Origin of the sequence: Streptomyces sp. TS71-3, assembly GCF_018327685.1 — a bacterium.
In the GTDB taxonomy this organism is placed as follows: Bacteria; Actinomycetota; Actinomycetes; order Streptomycetales; family Streptomycetaceae; genus Streptomyces.
The window spans coordinates 577350-592348 of sequence record NZ_BNEL01000003.1 but is presented as its reverse complement, the minus strand read 5'-3'; the positions used below and the strand labels follow the sequence as shown (position 1 = coordinate 592348).

The following is a 14999-nucleotide window of genomic DNA, read 5'->3' as shown; positions in this document are numbered from 1 at the left end:
ACCCGGAGAGGGAATTCGGCACGTTCGGATACGGCGGGATGCCGGCCTCTCGCGCACGGACGCCCGACGCGTTCGCACACGGGAGCGTGTGATCGTACGAGCATCGGCGTGCCGCTGCATTCGATCGGGTGGGAATCGGGCGGGACAGGCGGAATTTACCGGCGACGGGGTTTCCGTGCCGGGCAGGGCTCGTTGTGCCCGGAGAAGTAGAGGGCATCGGACGTGCGCTGGTGTCCGGACGCGAATGTCCGCCGGCGATCCCCGTCGCCGGAGAAAGGAAGACCATGAAGCCCCTGAAGGCTGCCGCGGTCCTCGCCGGTGCCCTGGTGGCCGCCGGTGCCGTGACACCGGCGTACGCCGCCTCCGACGCCGCGCCCAAGCTGGTGGACGACGTCCTGGACACGGTCGGTAAGCAGAAGGCGTTGGACGCGCAGCTCGTCGGTGCCCGCCGGTTCGCGCCGGAGGCCGAGACCTCTCCGGCCGCGGTGGTGCAGGGCCTGGCGAAGCAGGTCAAACAGAGCAACGCCACACGTAAGTTGCTCGGCGGCCTGCCCGTCGGCTGACCGGTGCCCCTCCTCACCGTTCGGCCGGCCGGGCGTCCGGCGGCCGGGGCGCGTCATCGCGCCGCCCGGCCGCCGGTCCCCGGAGGCACCGGCAGAAGCAGCGGCACCCGCGCCGCCGTGCTCAGGAGCGGCGCGGGCCGCCCCTTCGCACTCCTGCTGACGCTCACCGGGGCGGCGGGCCTGCTGCCGTCCTGGGTGATCACTCTCGACGAGTTCGCGCTGCTCAGGGACCCGAACTTCACCCCCGGGTGCAGTTTCAACCCGGTGGTGGCCTGCGGCAGCGTGATGAAGAGCGCGCAGGCGTCGGTCTTCGGCTTCCCCAATCCGATGCTGGGCCTGGTGGCGTACGCCATCGTGGCCTGCGTCGGCGTGAGCCTGCTCGCCGGGGCCCGCTTCCCCCGCTGGTTCTGGCTCGGCCTGAACACCGGGGCGCTGCTGGGCGCCGGGTTCTGCGGCTGGTTGCAGTTCCAGTCGCTCTACCGCATCCACGCGCTGTGCCTGTGGTGCTGCCTGGCCTGGGTCGCCACCGTCGTCATGTTCTGGGGCGTGACGTCCTTCACCGCGCGCTCCGGCTTCCTGCCGGTGCCCGCGGGGCTGCGGGCGTTCCTCACGGACTTCGTCTGGGCGCCGCCCGCGCTGCACCTCGGCGTGATCGGGACGCTGGTGCTCACCCGCTGGTGGTCCTTCTGGACCGGGGGCGTGACCGGGTGACGGGGCATCACGGAACCAGGTGGCGGTGCATCGCGGAACCGGGTGGCGGTGGATCACGGGCGCGGGGCGCCATCGTCGGTCGTCACCCGTAAGTCGCGCCGTCACCGTAAGCCGGTCCGTCACCCGTAAGCCGGTCCGTCACCCGTAAGCCGGTCCGTCACCCGTGAATCGGATCGTCACCCGTGGAGCAGGTCCGTCATCCCTGGAGCAGCGGCGGACTGCTGCGGCCGGGCGAATTCCCCGCCGTGTCGGCCCCGTTTCCGGGATTCCGAGGTTTGCGGTGTGCGGAAGTGGGGGGCGGAGTCGTATCCGCACCTCGCACGGGAGGCCCGCTCCTCGAACCGAAGGCCCGCAACCTCGCACGGGAGGCCCGCTCCTCGAACCGAAGGCCCGCAACCTCGCACGGGAGGCCCGCTCCTCGAACCGAAGGCCCGCAACCTCGCACGGGAGGCCCGCTCCCCGGACCGAAGGCCGCCACCCCGTACCGGATGCCCGCACTCGCACCGCGGCCCGCGCCCCGACCGACAAGGCAGGGCAAGGCAGAGGAAGGCAGGCAGGGCAACGCACCCGGGACCGTCGCCCTCCGCCCCGCCACCGCAGCAACGGCCTCACATCCACTCCCCCCGCCCCGAAGGGACCGATCACAGATGACACTGCCCGCACACGAAGGCCGAGCCGCCCGCCCGGCGCTGGTGGCGCGGTCATGACCGCGCGCAGCCGACGCACCCTGCTGCGGGCCCTGTTCGCGACCGGCGCCTCCGCCGCGGCGGCGGCCGCCATCGTGCCCGTCGTCGCCGACGCACGGCAGCCCGGCCCGCCCGCCCAGGGCGGCACGACCGACGGCCGCGCCCCGGGGCCCGTCCACGAGGTGCTCTTCGACGAGATCTACCGCGGCCGGCACATCCACGCACGCCAGCACGGCCTGCTGGACCGCCTCACCCGGCACGCCGACGGGGCCGGCGGCCACACCACCATGGCCTCCGACGAGCCGATGGCCTCCCAGGCGCCGACGGCCTCCCCGGCAGCCGGCGACCAGCCGATCGAGGTGCTCATCGACGGCAGGCCGCTGCACCTGATGCGCCGCGCCGACGGCAGCTACCTGAGCATGGTCGACCACTACGGCTCGCACCCGACGGTCCTGGCCGCCGCCCGCGGCGCCGTCGACGCCCTCGGCGCCTCCAGGCTGGCCCCCGAGCACGTCTACTGACGCGCCGCCACCGGCCCCTCGCGCCTCCCGACGCCGGGCCCGGGCGCACGGTCCCGGTCCGCTCCGCCCCCCCCTTCGGCCCGAAGGAAGCCGCCGCCCCGAAGGAAAGCCGCCACAAGGAAAGCCGTCATGGTCTACACCCGCAAGAACCAGAGCGCACTGACACGCAGCGAGAAGAAGCGTTTCGTCGACGCCGTCCTCGAACTCAAGAGGAAGGGGATCTACGACGAGTTCGTGCGCATCCACATCAAGTACTACGTCTCCGACGGGGAGCGGGGCCTGAGGGTCGCCCACATGACGCCCTCGTTCCTGCCCTGGCACCGCCAGTTCCTGCTGGAGTTCGAACGTGCCCTCCAGGAGGTGGACCCGTCGGTCACCGTGCCGTACTGGGACTGGACCGTGGACCGCAGCACGTCCTCCTCCCTGTGGGCGGACGACTTCCTCGGCGGCAACGGCCGCGGCGGGGACCGCCAGGTGACCAGCGGGGCGTTCGCCTACCGCGAGGGGCGCTGGCGGATCGAGGAGACCGTCACCGACGACCCGTTCCTGGTCCGCGACCTCGGTCACCCCTCGGGGCCCATCTCGCTGCCCACCAAGGCGCAGCTGGCCGAGGCCACCCGCGAGAAGGCCTTCGACGTCTCCCCGTGGAACTCCATGTCCGCCTCCGGCTTCCGCAACAAGCTGGAGGGCTGGGGCAGGGGGGACGGCAACTCCCAGTACCAGAACCACAACCGCGTGCACCGCTGGGTCGGCGGGCAGATGCTCGGCGGCGGATCCAACAACGACCCCGTCTTCTGGCTGCACCACGCCATGATCGACCGCGTCTGGTCGCAGTGGCAGATGGCCCACCCGGGCGTGCTCTACCAGCCCGCCAAGCCGCCGGCCGCCTCCCACTCCCAGTACCGCAGGATCGTCTCCCGCGACCAGCCGATGCCGCCGTGGGACATCAAGCCGTCGCAGCTGGAGAGCCACAGCAAGATCTACAGGTACGCCTGACAACGGCTCCACGGCTCCACGGCTCCAGGGCTCCAAGGCTTCACGGCTCCACGGCTCCACGGCCCACGGCACATGGTCGGTGGACCATTCATCGAGGGTTGACCCCGGTCTCTCTCGGCGCTCGACTATGAGGCCGTAGGGGTGTGGACGACGAGGGGGTGGCCGTGGGTCTTCGCGGTGCGCAGGGTCCGGGTTCGGTTTCGGGTTCGGGTTCGGGTTCGGTTCAGGGTTCCGGCCCGGTCCCGGTCGGCCCCGGGGCCGCGTTGTTCGGCACGTGGCGGGTCGGGTCGCCGGACCGGCAGGACGCGGCGGTGCGGGCCATCGCCGCCGCGTGGGGGACCCGCCGGTGGCCGGGGCCGGGGCTGCGTTCCTACGGCGTCCTGGCCTGCGACGACGGTGAGACGCTCCTGCACCTGTGCCAGGTGGACGAGGGTGCTGACGAAGGCGCCGTGGCCGAGCAGGACCCGGCGTGGGAACGGGAGGTCGACGAGGCCGTCCCGGGAATCGAGCGGGCCGGCGTGGTGGCCGCCCGGTTGCGGCGCAGCACTCCCGTGTACGGGGCGGTGGGCGATGCCGGCTGCGCCGTGCTGGTCACCCGGGAGTTCGACGGCCCGGATGTCGACCGGGCGCAGGGGCTGGTGGAGGCGATGTTCGAGGGCGGCTCCCGGACGCCGCCCGCCGCCGGCATGGTCTCGGCCCACTTCTACGTCAGCACGGACGGCTCCCGGGTGTTCAACTACGCGCTGTGGACGTCCGCGCAGGCGCACCAGGACGCCATCGAGTCCCGCCCGCCGGAACTGGAGGACGACGCCCGGTGGAAGCAGGCGCACGCCTGGCCCGGCCTGCTGTCCACCACCTTCCAGCGGTTCCGCCCGCGGCTGCACCTGGTCCCCGGCTGACCCCGCGGACCCTGCCGACGGCCCGCCGCCCCCCACGGGCAGCGGGCCGCCCTGCTCCCCGCACGGGTGCGAACCCGGACGGTCCCGTGCCGGCGTCAGCAGTTCCAGGCGTGCGACGCGACGTAGTAGTTGCCCGCGAGATTCACCGTCTCGCCCTTGGTGACGCAGCCTCCGATCGGCTTCTCCCAGCTCGTCCAGGCGTAGATCGTCACGCCCGCGCCCGAGCGGCCGTGGTTGTAGACGGAGCGCGGGTAATGGTCCCCGGCCCAGGAGCAGTCGTGGTACCAGGACTCGGAGTTCCCCGCCCACTGGCATCTGGATCCGGTGCCGTTGGCACCGCTCCAGGCACAGAAGTAGCCGCTCGGGCAGTCGCCCCAGGACTCCGCGGTGGCGGAGGCCGGTGCGATGGCCGCGGCGGTCAGTGCTCCGGAAGCCACGGCGACGGCCGCGATCACCCGCATCTTGCGCAGTACGTGCATCCCTCTCTCTCCTCCTGTGAGCTCGTGATCATGACCTCGGTCACGGGCCCCGGTCGCCGTGCCACGTTCTGGGAGGTGGAAGGGGGACCGGGACCGCCTCAGCCGCCGGGCGGCACGGGGTGGACCGCGCCGCCCGGCGCCCATGGCAGAGAGTGCAGCCGGTCGCGGTCGGGTGGCAGGCCGGAGGGCGTATTGAGCACGTCGTGGGACGTCACCGCTGCTGACCTGCTGGGATGCGGCCGGATATGAGGAAACGGCGGGAAATGGGCGCCGCTCCCGGTTCCTTCCCGGTCCCGCGCGCTACCGCCGCAGGCCGCTCGCACGCCGCACGCCGCACGCCTGGCGCCTCCCGTCTCGCGCCTGCGCCCCTGCCGTGCCCCGGCTCCGGCTCCGGCTCCGGCTCCGGCCCAGCACCTTTCCCGCACATTGCATATGCCATGCAATGTCTGTTCTTTCCTTGCAGATAAGAGGTGTGCCTGCCTACATTGACGCGCATGCAGTCCTACACCATCGGCCAGGCCGCGCGTCTGCTGGGCGTCAGCCCGGACACGGCGCGGCGCTGGGCGGACGCCGGGCGTGTCGCCACGCACCGGGACGAGGGCGGGCGCCGGCTCATCGACGGGCGGGCCCTCGCAGCGTTCTCCGTCGAGATCGGGCAGCAGGGCGGCGACGAGGAGGACGTGTCGTACACCTCCGCGCGCAACGCCTTCCCCGGCATCGTCACCGGCGTCAAGCTCGGCGACGTCGCCGCGCAGGTGGAGATCCAGGCCGGACCGCACCGGCTGGTGTCGCTGCTGACCCGGGAGGCCGTCGAGGAGCTGGGCCTGGAGGTCGGTATGGAGGCCACGGCCCGGGTGAAGGCCACCAACGTGCACATCGACCGCGGCTGAGGGCGGCCGCGCGCCCGCCATGCCCCGCCGCCGCAGCGCCCGCGCGCGCCCCTGCCGGTCGACCGCCGGTCCCCCGTCCTGCGGGGCCCGCACCAGCCTGACCGTTCAGCACGGCCCCATCGCCACGTTCCGCCCGGCCCTACGCCGCGTTCCGCACCGCCTGACCGCCTGACCGCCTGACCGCCTGACCGCCTGACCCCCGTACCCCTCACGTTCCTGACCGCCGCACCGCTCGACGTTCCCCACCGCTCCACAGCCCGCCCGTCCTCGTCCGGCCAAGGAGGCCACTGATGCCGAACAACCTGATCCGCCGTGGTGCCGCGCACCGCGGCGCCACCGCGGCCGTGCTCGCCGCTGCCCTGCTCGGCACGCTCGCCGCCTGCGGCGACGGCGGCGACAGCGGCTCCGGCAAGAGCGCCGGCACCAAGGGCGGCTCGTCCGCCGGGACCAGCGGCCCGCCGGCCGCCGACCTCACCGTGCTCGCGGCCTCCTCGCTCACGGACGTCTTCCAGAAGGCGGGCGCCGCGTACGAGAAGGAGCACCCCGGCACCCACGTGAAGTTCTCCTTCGCCGGATCCCAGGAACTCGCCGCCCAGGTCAAGCAGGGCGCGCCGGCGGACGTCCTCGTCACCGCCGACCAGAAGACCATGGACGGCGTGGGCCCCGACGCCGGCAGCTCCACGGTCATCGCCAAGAACCGCCTGGTCATCGCCACGGGCAAGGGCAACCCGAAGAAGATCGACAACCTCAAGGACCTCTCCGACACGAAGCTGAAGGTGGTACTCGCCGCACCCGAGGTGCCGGTCGGCAACTACAGCCACAAGGTCCTGGACGCCCAGAAGATCACCGTCCACCCGGTCTCCGAGGAGGCCAACGTCCGGGCCGTGCTCAGCAAGGTCGAACTGGGCGAGGCGGACGCGGGTCTCGTCTACAAGACCGACGCGGCCACCGCGCCCGGCAAGGTCGACGCGATCACCATCCCCGACGCCCAGAACGCCATCGCCTCCTACCCGGCAGCCACCCTGAAGGAGTCCCAGCACGGCGAGGCGGCGGCCGCGTTCGTCAAGTGGCTCTCCTCCGCGGAGGCGCAGAAGCTGCTGCGCGCCGCGGGCTTCCAGCAGCCGTAGGCACGGCGGACATGGTGGACACGGCGGACACGGTGGTGTGACGTGCGGGAGGAACTGACCGGTGCCGGCGGGGCCGGGCGCGAGAGGGCCCGGTCCGAGGACGTGCCGGCGCCGGCCGATTCGGCCGAACCGGCCGGTTCTGCCGATTCCGGCGGAGCGGGTGGCGCGGGCGCGCCCGCGCGCCCGGATCCGGAAGGCGGGGCGCGCGGCGCGGCCGCGGGGGGTGCGCCGCGCGCCCGGGAGCCCGGAGCCGGTGGCGTGGACCGGGGGCGGGAAACGGCCGGAGGCCGGGAAGGCGCTGGGAGCCGGGAATCTGGGGAGGACCGAGCACCCTCCGGAAACCGGGAACCTGCCCCGAACCGAGCACCCTCCGGAAACCGGGAACCTGCCCCGAACCGAGCACCCTCCGGAAACCGGGAACCTGCCGAAAACCGTGAACCCGCCCCGAACCGTGAACCCGCCGCGGACGCCGGCCAACGGAGAACCCGACCGGGAACGGGACCGGACCCGGCGCGCCCGGGCCGGCGGACGCGGACGCCCACGCGGGCGCGCACCCGGTTGCCGGTGACGCTCACCGCTCCCGCGCTGCTCGCCGTCGCGTTCCTCCTGATCCCGCTGCTCGGCGTCCTCGCCCGCACCTCCTGGGGCGAGTTCGGCCACGACCTCGCCGGCCACGACTCCGTGCTGGCGATCCGCCTCTCCCTGGTGGTCTCCTGCTGGGCGCTCGGCCTGTCGCTGCTGCTCGGGGTGCCGCTGGCGTGGCTGCTGGCCCGGGTGGAGTTCCCCGGCAAACCGCTCGTGCGCTCCCTCGTCCTGCTGCCGATGGTGCTGCCGCCGACGGTCGGCGGCGTGGCCCTGCTGCTCGGCTTCGGGCGGCGCGGGCTCGTCGGACCGTGGCTGGAGGACTGGTTCGGGATCGTGCTGCCGTTCCACACCGCAGGTGCGGTGGTCGCGGCGACGTTCGTCTCGATGCCGTTCCTCGTGATCAGCCTGGAAGGCGCGCTGGCCGGGCTCCGTCCCCGGTACGAGGAGACGGCGGCCTCGCTGGGCGCCTCCCCGCTGCGGGTCTTCGGCACGGTCACCCTGCCGATGGTCGCCCCCGGACTCGCCGCGGGCGCGGCGCTCACGTGGGCGCGGGCGCTCGGCGAGTTCGGCGCCACCATCACCTTCGCCGGCAACCTGCCCGGCACCACCCAGACCCTCCCCCTGCGGGTCTACCTGCTCCTCCAGGACGACCCCGAGGCCGCCACCTCGGTGTCCCTGCTGCTCCTGGCCATCGCGATGGCGGTGCTCGTGGCGCTGCGGGGCCGCTGGACGACGGCGGCGGGCGGTCGCACCGCCGTGCCCGTCCCGGACCGGGACGCCGCGCCGCCCGCGGACGGCCGCACCGCCGTCCCCGCACAGCCCCCGCCCCCCGAGCCCGCCGACCGCCACTCGCTGGACGCCTCCGTCACCGGCTGGGAGGAACTCACCCTCAGCGCCCCGCCCGCCACCACCATCGCCGTGGTGGGCCCGAACGGCGCGGGGAAGACCACGCTCCTGCGCGCCCTGCTCGGGCTCACCCCGCGCGCCACCGCACGGCTCAGCCTCGGCGGCACCGACGTCACACCGCTGCCGCCGCACCGCCGTGAGGTCGCGTGGGTGCCGCAGGACGGTGCGCTCTTCCCGCATCTGACGGCGCTCGGCAACACGGCGTACGGGCTGCGGGCGCACGGGGTGCCGCGCGCCGAGGCCCGGCGCACCGCGCAGGAGTGGCTGGACCGGCTCGGCGTGGGGCACCTCGCGCACCGCAGGCCCGCGCAGCTCTCCGGCGGGCAGGCCGGGCGGGTCGCGCTGGCCAGGGCGCTGGCGCCGCGCCCGCGGCTGCTGCTCCTCGACGAGCCGCTCGCCGCGCTCGACCAGACCACCCGCGCCCAGGTCCGGCACACCCTGCGCACCCACCTCGCGGGCTTCGGCGGCGTCTGCCTGATCGTCACGCACGACCCGGTGGAGGCCGTGTCGCTCGCCGACCGGGTGCTGGTGCTCGACCACGGCCGGGTGGTCCAGGACGCCCCGCCCGCCGAGGTCGCCCGGCACCCGCGCTCCCCCTGGGTGGCCCGCATGCTCGGCCGCAACGCCTGGCCCGGCACCACCACGGCGGACGGGCTGGCCCTCACCACCGGCGGCCACGTCGTCATCGCACCCCCGGCGGAACGAACCCACCCGGCCCCCGGCGGCCCCGCGCTGGCGATCATCGCTCCGGAGGCGGTGGCCGTGCACCGCGAACCCCCCGCAGGCAGCCCGCGCAACGTCTGGCCCGGCACCGTCCGCGAGATCACCGCCCTCGGCAGCCGCCTGCGCGTCCTCATCACCTCGGACGCCACCCCGGACCTGGTCGCCGAGATCACCCCGGGGGCCGCCGCGGACCTGGGCCTCGCGGAGGGCACCGCCGTCCACACCTCCGTGAAGGCAACGGACATCACGCTCGTCACGGAATGAGAGGCCGAACGCACCTCAGGACGCAGGACCCAGGACCCAGGACACAGGAACTGAGACCTGGGACGGCGCACGCCCCGTGCCCCCGTTCACCCGGGAGAACGCTCAGACCAGCGCACCGATCCCCCACGCCCCGAGGGCGATTGCCGGAGCCACGAGCTGGACCAGGGCGGAGCGCACCTTGGTGCGGTCGCTCAGGAGGAGGACCAGGCCGGCGAGGACCATGCACGACGCTCCCGCGGCGACGAGGGTCCGGCCCACGGTCGCGTCGGAGGCGATGTCCACCGCCGCGCCGACGACGACCATGACGGCCAGGAAGAGGTTGTAGAAGCCCTGGTTGAACGCCAGTTGCCGGGTCGCCAGAGCCTCGTCCTCGGAGGTGCCGAAGATCGCCCTGGTCTTCGGCGCGGTCCACCGCAAGGATTCCAGGACGAAGATGTAGACGTGTATCAGAGCGGCGAGAACCGCAAAGACGAGGCCGACAACCGGCACGTTCGCTCCCAACTGACAAGACGACACTGACAAGACGACACTGACAAAACGGCACTGGCAAGACGGCCGAAGTGTCCGCGCACTATCGCGTGTCGTCCTCCGCGCTGGTTCGCCGGGGCACCGGCAGGATGCGGAATCGTGACCGGCCGGATCGTGACCGGCTGGATCGTGACCGGCTGGAGCCCGACTGGCCGGATCGCGACCGGCCGATGAGGGGTCCGGGCACCGGCGCCCTGGCCGCCGTGCGCGATCTCAGCCTCACGCAGCCCTGACGCAGCTCTCAGGCAGCCCTCAGACGGCCCTTACGCGCCGCGCCCCGCCGGAACCCCCCGGGTGCGCCTGCCCAGCAGTTCCGCGAGGCCGTGCCGGGTCGCCGCCAGGACCACGCGGTCCTCCGGGCGGAGGCGCTGGTCGGGGTCGAGCTCCCAGACCAGGTTCGGGGTGCGCTTGGGGTCCGACGAGCGGCGGGCCGAGCCGGAGGTCCGGCCGGTGGATGAGGACGGGCCCTGCGCGGGAGTGTCCTCCGGGGCCGCCAGCGCCAGGATGCGCCAGTGGCCGGGACGGAAGGCCTCCCGGACCGTGCGGCCCTCCAAATGCGGGTGCCCGCCGACGTTGACCACCGCGAACAGCAGCACCCGCCGTTCCACCGGGATGGCCCCGAGGACCTGGCGGCCCATCATCGCTCCGGCGAACGCGGGCGCCGCGAGGTGGGAGACGCTGCGGCTGCGGGTGAGCGCGTGCGGGTGGGCCGCGCGCAGGGTGCGGTAGACGACGGTCGCGAAGTCGTCGTCGTAGAGCCGCAGCACCACGCGCAGGTCCGGCTTGACGGAGCGCGCGGTGAGCGCGGCCTCCAGGTTGATGGTGTCCAGGCTGGTGAGCGCGAGCAGCGCGCCCGCGCGGTGGGTCTTGGCGGCCTCCAGGACGCCTTCCTGGGTGACGTCGCCCAGCACCACCGGAACCCGCAGCCGCCGCGCCACCGCGACGCCGCGCGCCTCCGGGTCGGACTCCACGCACACCACCGGGATGCTGAGCCTGCGCAGCTCCACCAGCACCCGGGTGCCGATCTTGCCGAGCCCGAGCAGCACCACGTGGTCGGACAGGCCGCGCGGCGGGCGGCGCGCCGCGGAACCGCTGCGGAAGCTGCCCAGCGCCTCCAGGACGGCGGCCAGCAGCACCGGCAGCAACAGCAGCCCCACCACTCCGGAGAGGAGCTGGAGGACCTTGCGCGAGGTGGACGCGTTGGTCGCCGGGTCGTTGATGGAGAGCAGGTCGAGCACGGTGAGGTAGATCGCGTGCACCGCGTGGTCGTCGCCGGTGGTCAGCATCGACGCCACCGCGAGCGCCAGCACGGCGCCCACCAGCACGGTGAACGACCAGCGCAGCCGCCGCGACAGCAGCCACCCGATCGGCACCCGGCGGCTCCTCGCCAGCTGCGGCCCGGTGTACGCGACCGTGCGCAGCACCACCTGGTGCCGGCCGGCCGCCGCGGCCACCGACGCCTCGTCGGGCAGCAGCCGGGGCCCGTCCGTGCCGCTCCCTTCGGTGCCCTCCGCGCCGGCCGGGTCGGCGTCGGTGGACGACAGCAGGGCCAGCGTGCACAGGCCCCGGTCGGCCACCTCGCCGCGCCGCGGGTTGACCTGGGCGGCCCGCAGCAGCAGGCCGCCGGCCCTGACGACCTTGCTGGAGCCGGCGATGGCGGTGGCGGCCAGCGCGGGCGCGGCGGTGTCGGCGTCGGACAGCACGGTGGTGGAGGCGTCCAGCTCCGCGGCGTCCATGCCGGGCGCGGCCAGCGCGGCGGCCTGGTCGAGCAGGTCCTCCAGGTACTGGCCGAGGCGGCGGTTGTAGAGCCGGATCACCAGGCGCAGGCGGGGGTTGAGGCGGCGGGCGGCGAGGGCGGCGCGGATGTTGGTCTCGTCGTCGTCGTGGACGAGGGCGAGGGCGGCGGCCTGTTCGACGCCGGCCTCGGCGAGCACTTCCTCGTTGAGCTCGGGCGCCTCGATGACTCGGTCGGCGGCCTCCGTGCCGCGCTCCGCGCCGCCCCGCTCGGACGGCCCGCCGGACCGCCCGCCCCGGTCGGCCGGTCCCGCCGAACGCCCGCTGGGCGCCGTCCGGCCCGCCGGGCCGCCCCGGCCGGGCGCCGGGTCGCCGTTCTCGGAGCCGTTGGAGCCGTTGGAGCCGTTCCCGCCGGTCGCGGAGTTGGTCGCGCGGACCACGGCTGCCGAGATCCGGCCGAACAGCATCGAGGCACGGGCCCGGCCCGGCGCCGGCTGCCCGGTGTCGCGGCCCGGCCCCGGCACCACCAGGGTGACCGTCTCCCCGTAGAGCCCGCGCAGTTCGGCCGCAAGCCGGTGCGCCAGGGCATCGCCCCCGCAGACCACCATGGCCCCCGCGACATCCGCCGGGGGAGCCGCCGCTTGCATCGGGAAGCTCGGAAGACTGGCCATAAAGGGAAAGACTGCCGCGCCCTGCGCATAGTTCCCGACGGCGGGGGGCAAGAAGCGGTATCCGCGCTCCGGTTGACGCCGCGCGGCTCCGTGAGTGAGGGGTTGTGGGGTCGCCGGGTTCCGGGTGGGTCCGGCCCCGAGTACGCCCTGCCCCACGTACCCGCTGCCCGGCCCCGAGTACGTCCTGCCCACGTACCCGTCCCCGCGCAAGTCCGGCCCCGCGCAAGCCCGTCCCCGCGCAAGTCCGTCCCCCCGCAAGCCCGGTCCGCCGTCCGTCGCCCTTCTCCACGTACGCACCGCGCCCGGCGTACGGCCAGCTCAAGGCCCCCGGCAGGCACTTCCGCACGCACCGGAGCCCCAACAGGCCCCGTACGCAAGCCGAATTCCAGGTATCGGGCCCGTGTATTTTCGCCGACCGCTACAACTGCACCCCACCCCTCCGGGTCAAACGGGTGCCGGCATGCCACCGCGGCGCCTGCCGCAGACCGAGACCGGCGGCCGGTACGACCCCGCAAGACCAGGTAAAGACCACGGAGTTCACGTGCACATACGCCCCACCACGGCCCGCCTCGCGGCGGCCGCCGTGATCGTCCTCGCCACCACCGCGGCCGGCGTGCTGCCCGCCCAGGCCCTCACCGCGGCGGGCGACCCCGCGATCGGGGATCCCCCCGCGGAGGCCTACCACATCACCCTGACCTCGGACCCGGCGTCGACCGACTACGGTCACCGCACGGTCGACCTCAGCGGCGTGCTGACGCGGGCCGACGGCACCCCGGTCGCGAACGCGCCGGTCTCGATCAACGAGAGCGTCAACTTCGAGACCTGGAACCCGTGGGGCGACCCGATCGACCCCACCGAGCGGGAGACCCGCGACCTCACCCCGCTCACCACGGACGAGAACGGCCGCTTCAGCGTCACCGGCGTCCAGGCGGACCGGTGGGACACCAAGCCCAGCCTCTTCCTGAAGCCGCTCGACGAGGTGGAGTTCTTCGCGAGCTACAACCCGCCGGAGGACCCCTCCGACCAGGACCTGGTCTTCGACGACCTCTTCGTCAACACGCAGCCGGTGGCCAGCACCCTCACGTACAAGGTCAACAAGACCAAGGTGCACGTGGGCGACACCCTCAAGGTGACCGGCAAGGTCAGCTGGCCCGCCGGGCACGGTTCGGTGGCCGGCACGCGGGTCTTCCTGCGCGGCTACTACGAGAACGAGTACAACGCCAAGACCACCGCTGACGCCAACGGCAACTTCACCGTCAGCCTCAAGGTCAAGGACGAGTGGTACGAGGACTTCGCGATCTTCTCGGCGCCCACCGACTACTACATCAAGGGCGCCGGCGCGGACCTGCCGGTGACGAACCTCGACGGCATCAGCGGCGGCTCGTCGAGCAGCTGAGAGCTTGAGTTCGGCCCGAAGGGCTGACCGTGCACAGACCACGAGGGGCTGACCGTGCACAGACCCCGAAGGGCTGACCGTGCACGGACCCCGAAGGGCTGACCGCTCGCAAAAGAGGGCCCGCTGCCGTCATCACCGGCAGCGGGCCCTCGGTCCGTCTCCCCCGGGCCGCGCCCGGGGACCGCGCGGGCTAGGCGTCCAGCACGCCCATCCCCAGCAGGCCGAAGAGCAGCACGCCGATGATGATGCGGTAGAGCACGAAGGCGTTGAAGGAGTGCTTGGCGACGAACTTCAGCAGCCAGGAGATGGAGGCGTAGGCCACGACGAACGACACGGCCGTCCCGATCACCAGCGGCATCACGGGCGCCCCGCCGCCCACCGCGTCCTTCAGCTCGTAGAGGCCGGCACCGGTGAGCGCGGGCAGGCCGAGGAAGAACGACAGGCGGGTCGCGGCCACCCGGTCCAGGTCGAGGATGAGCGCGGTGGACATGGTGGCGCCGGAGCGGGAGAAGCCGGGGAAGAGCAGCGCGAGGATCTGCGAGCAGCCCACCAGCATGGCGTCCTTGAACGAGGTGTCGTCCTCACCGCGCTTGTGCCGCCCCATCTGGTCGGCCGCCCACATCACGCCACTGCCCACGACCAGTGATCCGGCCACCACCCAGAGCGAGGCGAGCGGCCCCTCGATCAGCGGTTTCGCGGCGAGGCCGACGGCCACGATCGGAATGGTGGCGTAGATCACCCACCAGGCGAACTTGTAGTCGTGGTGGTACCGCTCCTCGCGGTTGACGACCCCGCGGACCAGCGCGCCCCCGAACCGCACGATGTCCTTGAAGAAGTAGACGAACACGGAGGCGATGGCCCCGACCTGGATCACCGCCGTGAAGGCCACCACGGACTTGTCGTCGACCGGGATGTTCATCAGGCCTTCGGTGATCTTCAAATGACCGGTGGACGAGACCGGAAGGAACTCGGTGATCCCTTCGACGATCCCGAGGATCGTGGCCTGGCCCATGTTGATGGCGCTCACGTGATCGTCCTTCTGCGCGGGGAAGACGTGAGGCGACTGTACTGGAGCGGACGGCCGGGCACGTATCGCGCCCGGCCGCGGTCTGTGGGGGGCTCCCCCTTGTGGCCGGGGCACGCCATGAGTCGCGGGGCCACCTGCCGGTGGCGCCCTCCGGGCGGGGGTGTGCCGTTTGTCACGGGACCACCTGCCGGTGGGGGCGCCCTCCGGGCAGGGCGGTTCCGGTCGTCGCGGGATCACCTGTGGATGGGTGGCTGGTCGCGCAGTTCCCCGCGCCCCTTGTTGGGGCCCGGATG

13 protein-coding genes are annotated in these 14999 nt (G+C 73.3%); 9 read left to right on the top strand and 4 right to left on the bottom strand.

Annotation, left to right across the window (positions count from 1 at the left end):
• Positions 1-284: 284 nt before the first annotated feature.
• From Sm713_RS26940 to Sm713_RS26920, 5 genes are all read left to right on the top strand, one after another.
• On the top strand, positions 285-563 hold the full coding sequence (locus Sm713_RS26940) for a hypothetical protein (protein WP_212915155.1): 279 nt from the start codon (positions 285-287) through the stop codon (positions 561-563).
• Positions 564-680: 117 nt separating this feature from the next.
• Positions 681-1274: a vitamin K epoxide reductase family protein gene (locus tag Sm713_RS26935; RefSeq protein ID WP_212912658.1), complete on the top strand. Its 594-nt coding sequence runs from the start codon at positions 681-683 to the stop codon at positions 1272-1274.
• Positions 1275-1977: 703 nt separating this feature from the next.
• Positions 1978-2481 carry a tyrosinase family oxidase copper chaperone gene (locus Sm713_RS26930; RefSeq protein WP_212912657.1) on the top strand — a complete coding sequence of 168 codons (504 nt, stop codon included), beginning with the start codon at positions 1978-1980 and terminating at the stop codon, positions 2479-2481.
• 129 nt (positions 2482-2610) lie between these two features.
• A complete protein-coding gene (locus Sm713_RS26925; protein WP_212912656.1) occupies positions 2611-3477 on the top strand; it encodes a tyrosinase family protein in 867 nt (288 codons plus the stop codon).
• Positions 3478-3788: 311 nt separating this feature from the next.
• Positions 3789-4376 carry an antibiotic biosynthesis monooxygenase gene (locus tag Sm713_RS26920; RefSeq protein WP_212912655.1) on the top strand — a complete coding sequence of 196 codons (588 nt, stop codon included), beginning with the start codon at positions 3789-3791 and terminating at the stop codon, positions 4374-4376.
• Between the two features lie 95 nt (positions 4377-4471).
• Here the strand turns inward: Sm713_RS26920 and Sm713_RS26915 are convergent, their stop codons facing one another.
• The gene (locus Sm713_RS26915) at positions 4472-4855 is read right to left on the bottom strand and encodes a peptidase inhibitor family I36 protein (RefSeq protein ID WP_212912654.1); all 384 of its coding nucleotides are present in this window, start codon (positions 4853-4855) and stop codon (positions 4472-4474) included.
• Positions 4856-5349: 494 nt separating this feature from the next.
• Between Sm713_RS26915 and Sm713_RS26910 the strand changes: the two genes are divergently transcribed.
• The 3 genes from Sm713_RS26910 (at position 5350) to Sm713_RS26900 (ending at position 9350) form a co-directional block, all read left to right on the top strand.
• Positions 5350-5745, top strand: coding sequence for a molybdopterin-binding protein (locus tag Sm713_RS26910; protein ID WP_212912653.1), 396 nt, complete (start codon positions 5350-5352; stop codon positions 5743-5745).
• A gap of 290 nt (positions 5746-6035) precedes the next feature.
• The gene (modA, locus tag Sm713_RS26905) at positions 6036-6872 is read left to right on the top strand and encodes a molybdate ABC transporter substrate-binding protein (RefSeq protein WP_212912652.1); all 837 of its coding nucleotides are present in this window, start codon (positions 6036-6038) and stop codon (positions 6870-6872) included.
• A gap of 564 nt (positions 6873-7436) precedes the next feature.
• Entirely contained in the window at positions 7437-9350 is a 1914-nt protein-coding gene (locus tag Sm713_RS26900) for an ABC transporter permease (protein ID WP_374196075.1), read from the top strand.
• A gap of 102 nt (positions 9351-9452) precedes the next feature.
• Here Sm713_RS26900 and Sm713_RS26895 read toward each other — a convergent pair whose 3' ends face one another.
• The gene (locus Sm713_RS26895) at positions 9453-9839 is read right to left on the bottom strand and encodes a DUF1304 domain-containing protein (RefSeq protein WP_212912650.1); all 387 of its coding nucleotides are present in this window, start codon (positions 9837-9839) and stop codon (positions 9453-9455) included.
• 302 nt (positions 9840-10141) lie between these two features.
• Positions 10142-12220: an NAD(P)-binding protein gene (locus Sm713_RS26890; RefSeq protein ID WP_212914863.1), complete on the bottom strand. Its 2079-nt coding sequence runs from the start codon at positions 12218-12220 to the stop codon at positions 10142-10144.
• A gap of 604 nt (positions 12221-12824) precedes the next feature.
• On the opposite strand from Sm713_RS26890, the gene Sm713_RS26885 reads away from it, so the two are divergent.
• On the top strand, positions 12825-13679 hold the full coding sequence (locus Sm713_RS26885) for an acyl carrier protein (RefSeq protein WP_212912649.1): 855 nt from the start codon (positions 12825-12827) through the stop codon (positions 13677-13679).
• A 190-nt stretch (positions 13680-13869) separates the two neighbouring features.
• Here the strand turns inward: Sm713_RS26885 and Sm713_RS26880 are convergent, their stop codons facing one another.
• Positions 13870-14706 carry an undecaprenyl-diphosphate phosphatase gene (locus Sm713_RS26880; protein WP_212912648.1) on the bottom strand — a complete coding sequence of 279 codons (837 nt, stop codon included), beginning with the start codon at positions 14704-14706 and terminating at the stop codon, positions 13870-13872.
• Between the last annotated feature and the right edge of the window lie 293 nt (positions 14707-14999).

Excerpts from the sequence above, each read along its gene's own strand:
- Sm713_RS26940 (WP_212915155.1), top strand. The coding sequence starts at position 285 with ATGAAGCCCCTGAAGGCTGCCGCGGTCCTCGCCGGTGCCCTGGTGGCC.
- Sm713_RS26930 (WP_212912657.1), top strand. The coding sequence starts at position 1,978 with ATGACCGCGCGCAGCCGACGCACCCTGCTGCGGGCCCTGTTCGCGACC.
- Sm713_RS26925 (WP_212912656.1), top strand. The coding sequence starts at position 2,611 with ATGGTCTACACCCGCAAGAACCAGAGCGCACTGACACGCAGCGAGAAG.
- Sm713_RS26915 (WP_212912654.1), bottom strand. The coding sequence starts at position 4,855 with ATGCACGTACTGCGCAAGATGCGGGTGATCGCGGCCGTCGCCGTGGCT.
- Sm713_RS26910 (WP_212912653.1), top strand. The coding sequence starts at position 5,350 with ATGCAGTCCTACACCATCGGCCAGGCCGCGCGTCTGCTGGGCGTCAGC.
- modA (WP_212912652.1), top strand. The coding sequence starts at position 6,036 with ATGCCGAACAACCTGATCCGCCGTGGTGCCGCGCACCGCGGCGCCACC.
- Sm713_RS26890 (WP_212914863.1), bottom strand. The coding sequence starts at position 12,220 with ATGGTGGTCTGCGGGGGCGATGCCCTGGCGCACCGGCTTGCGGCCGAA.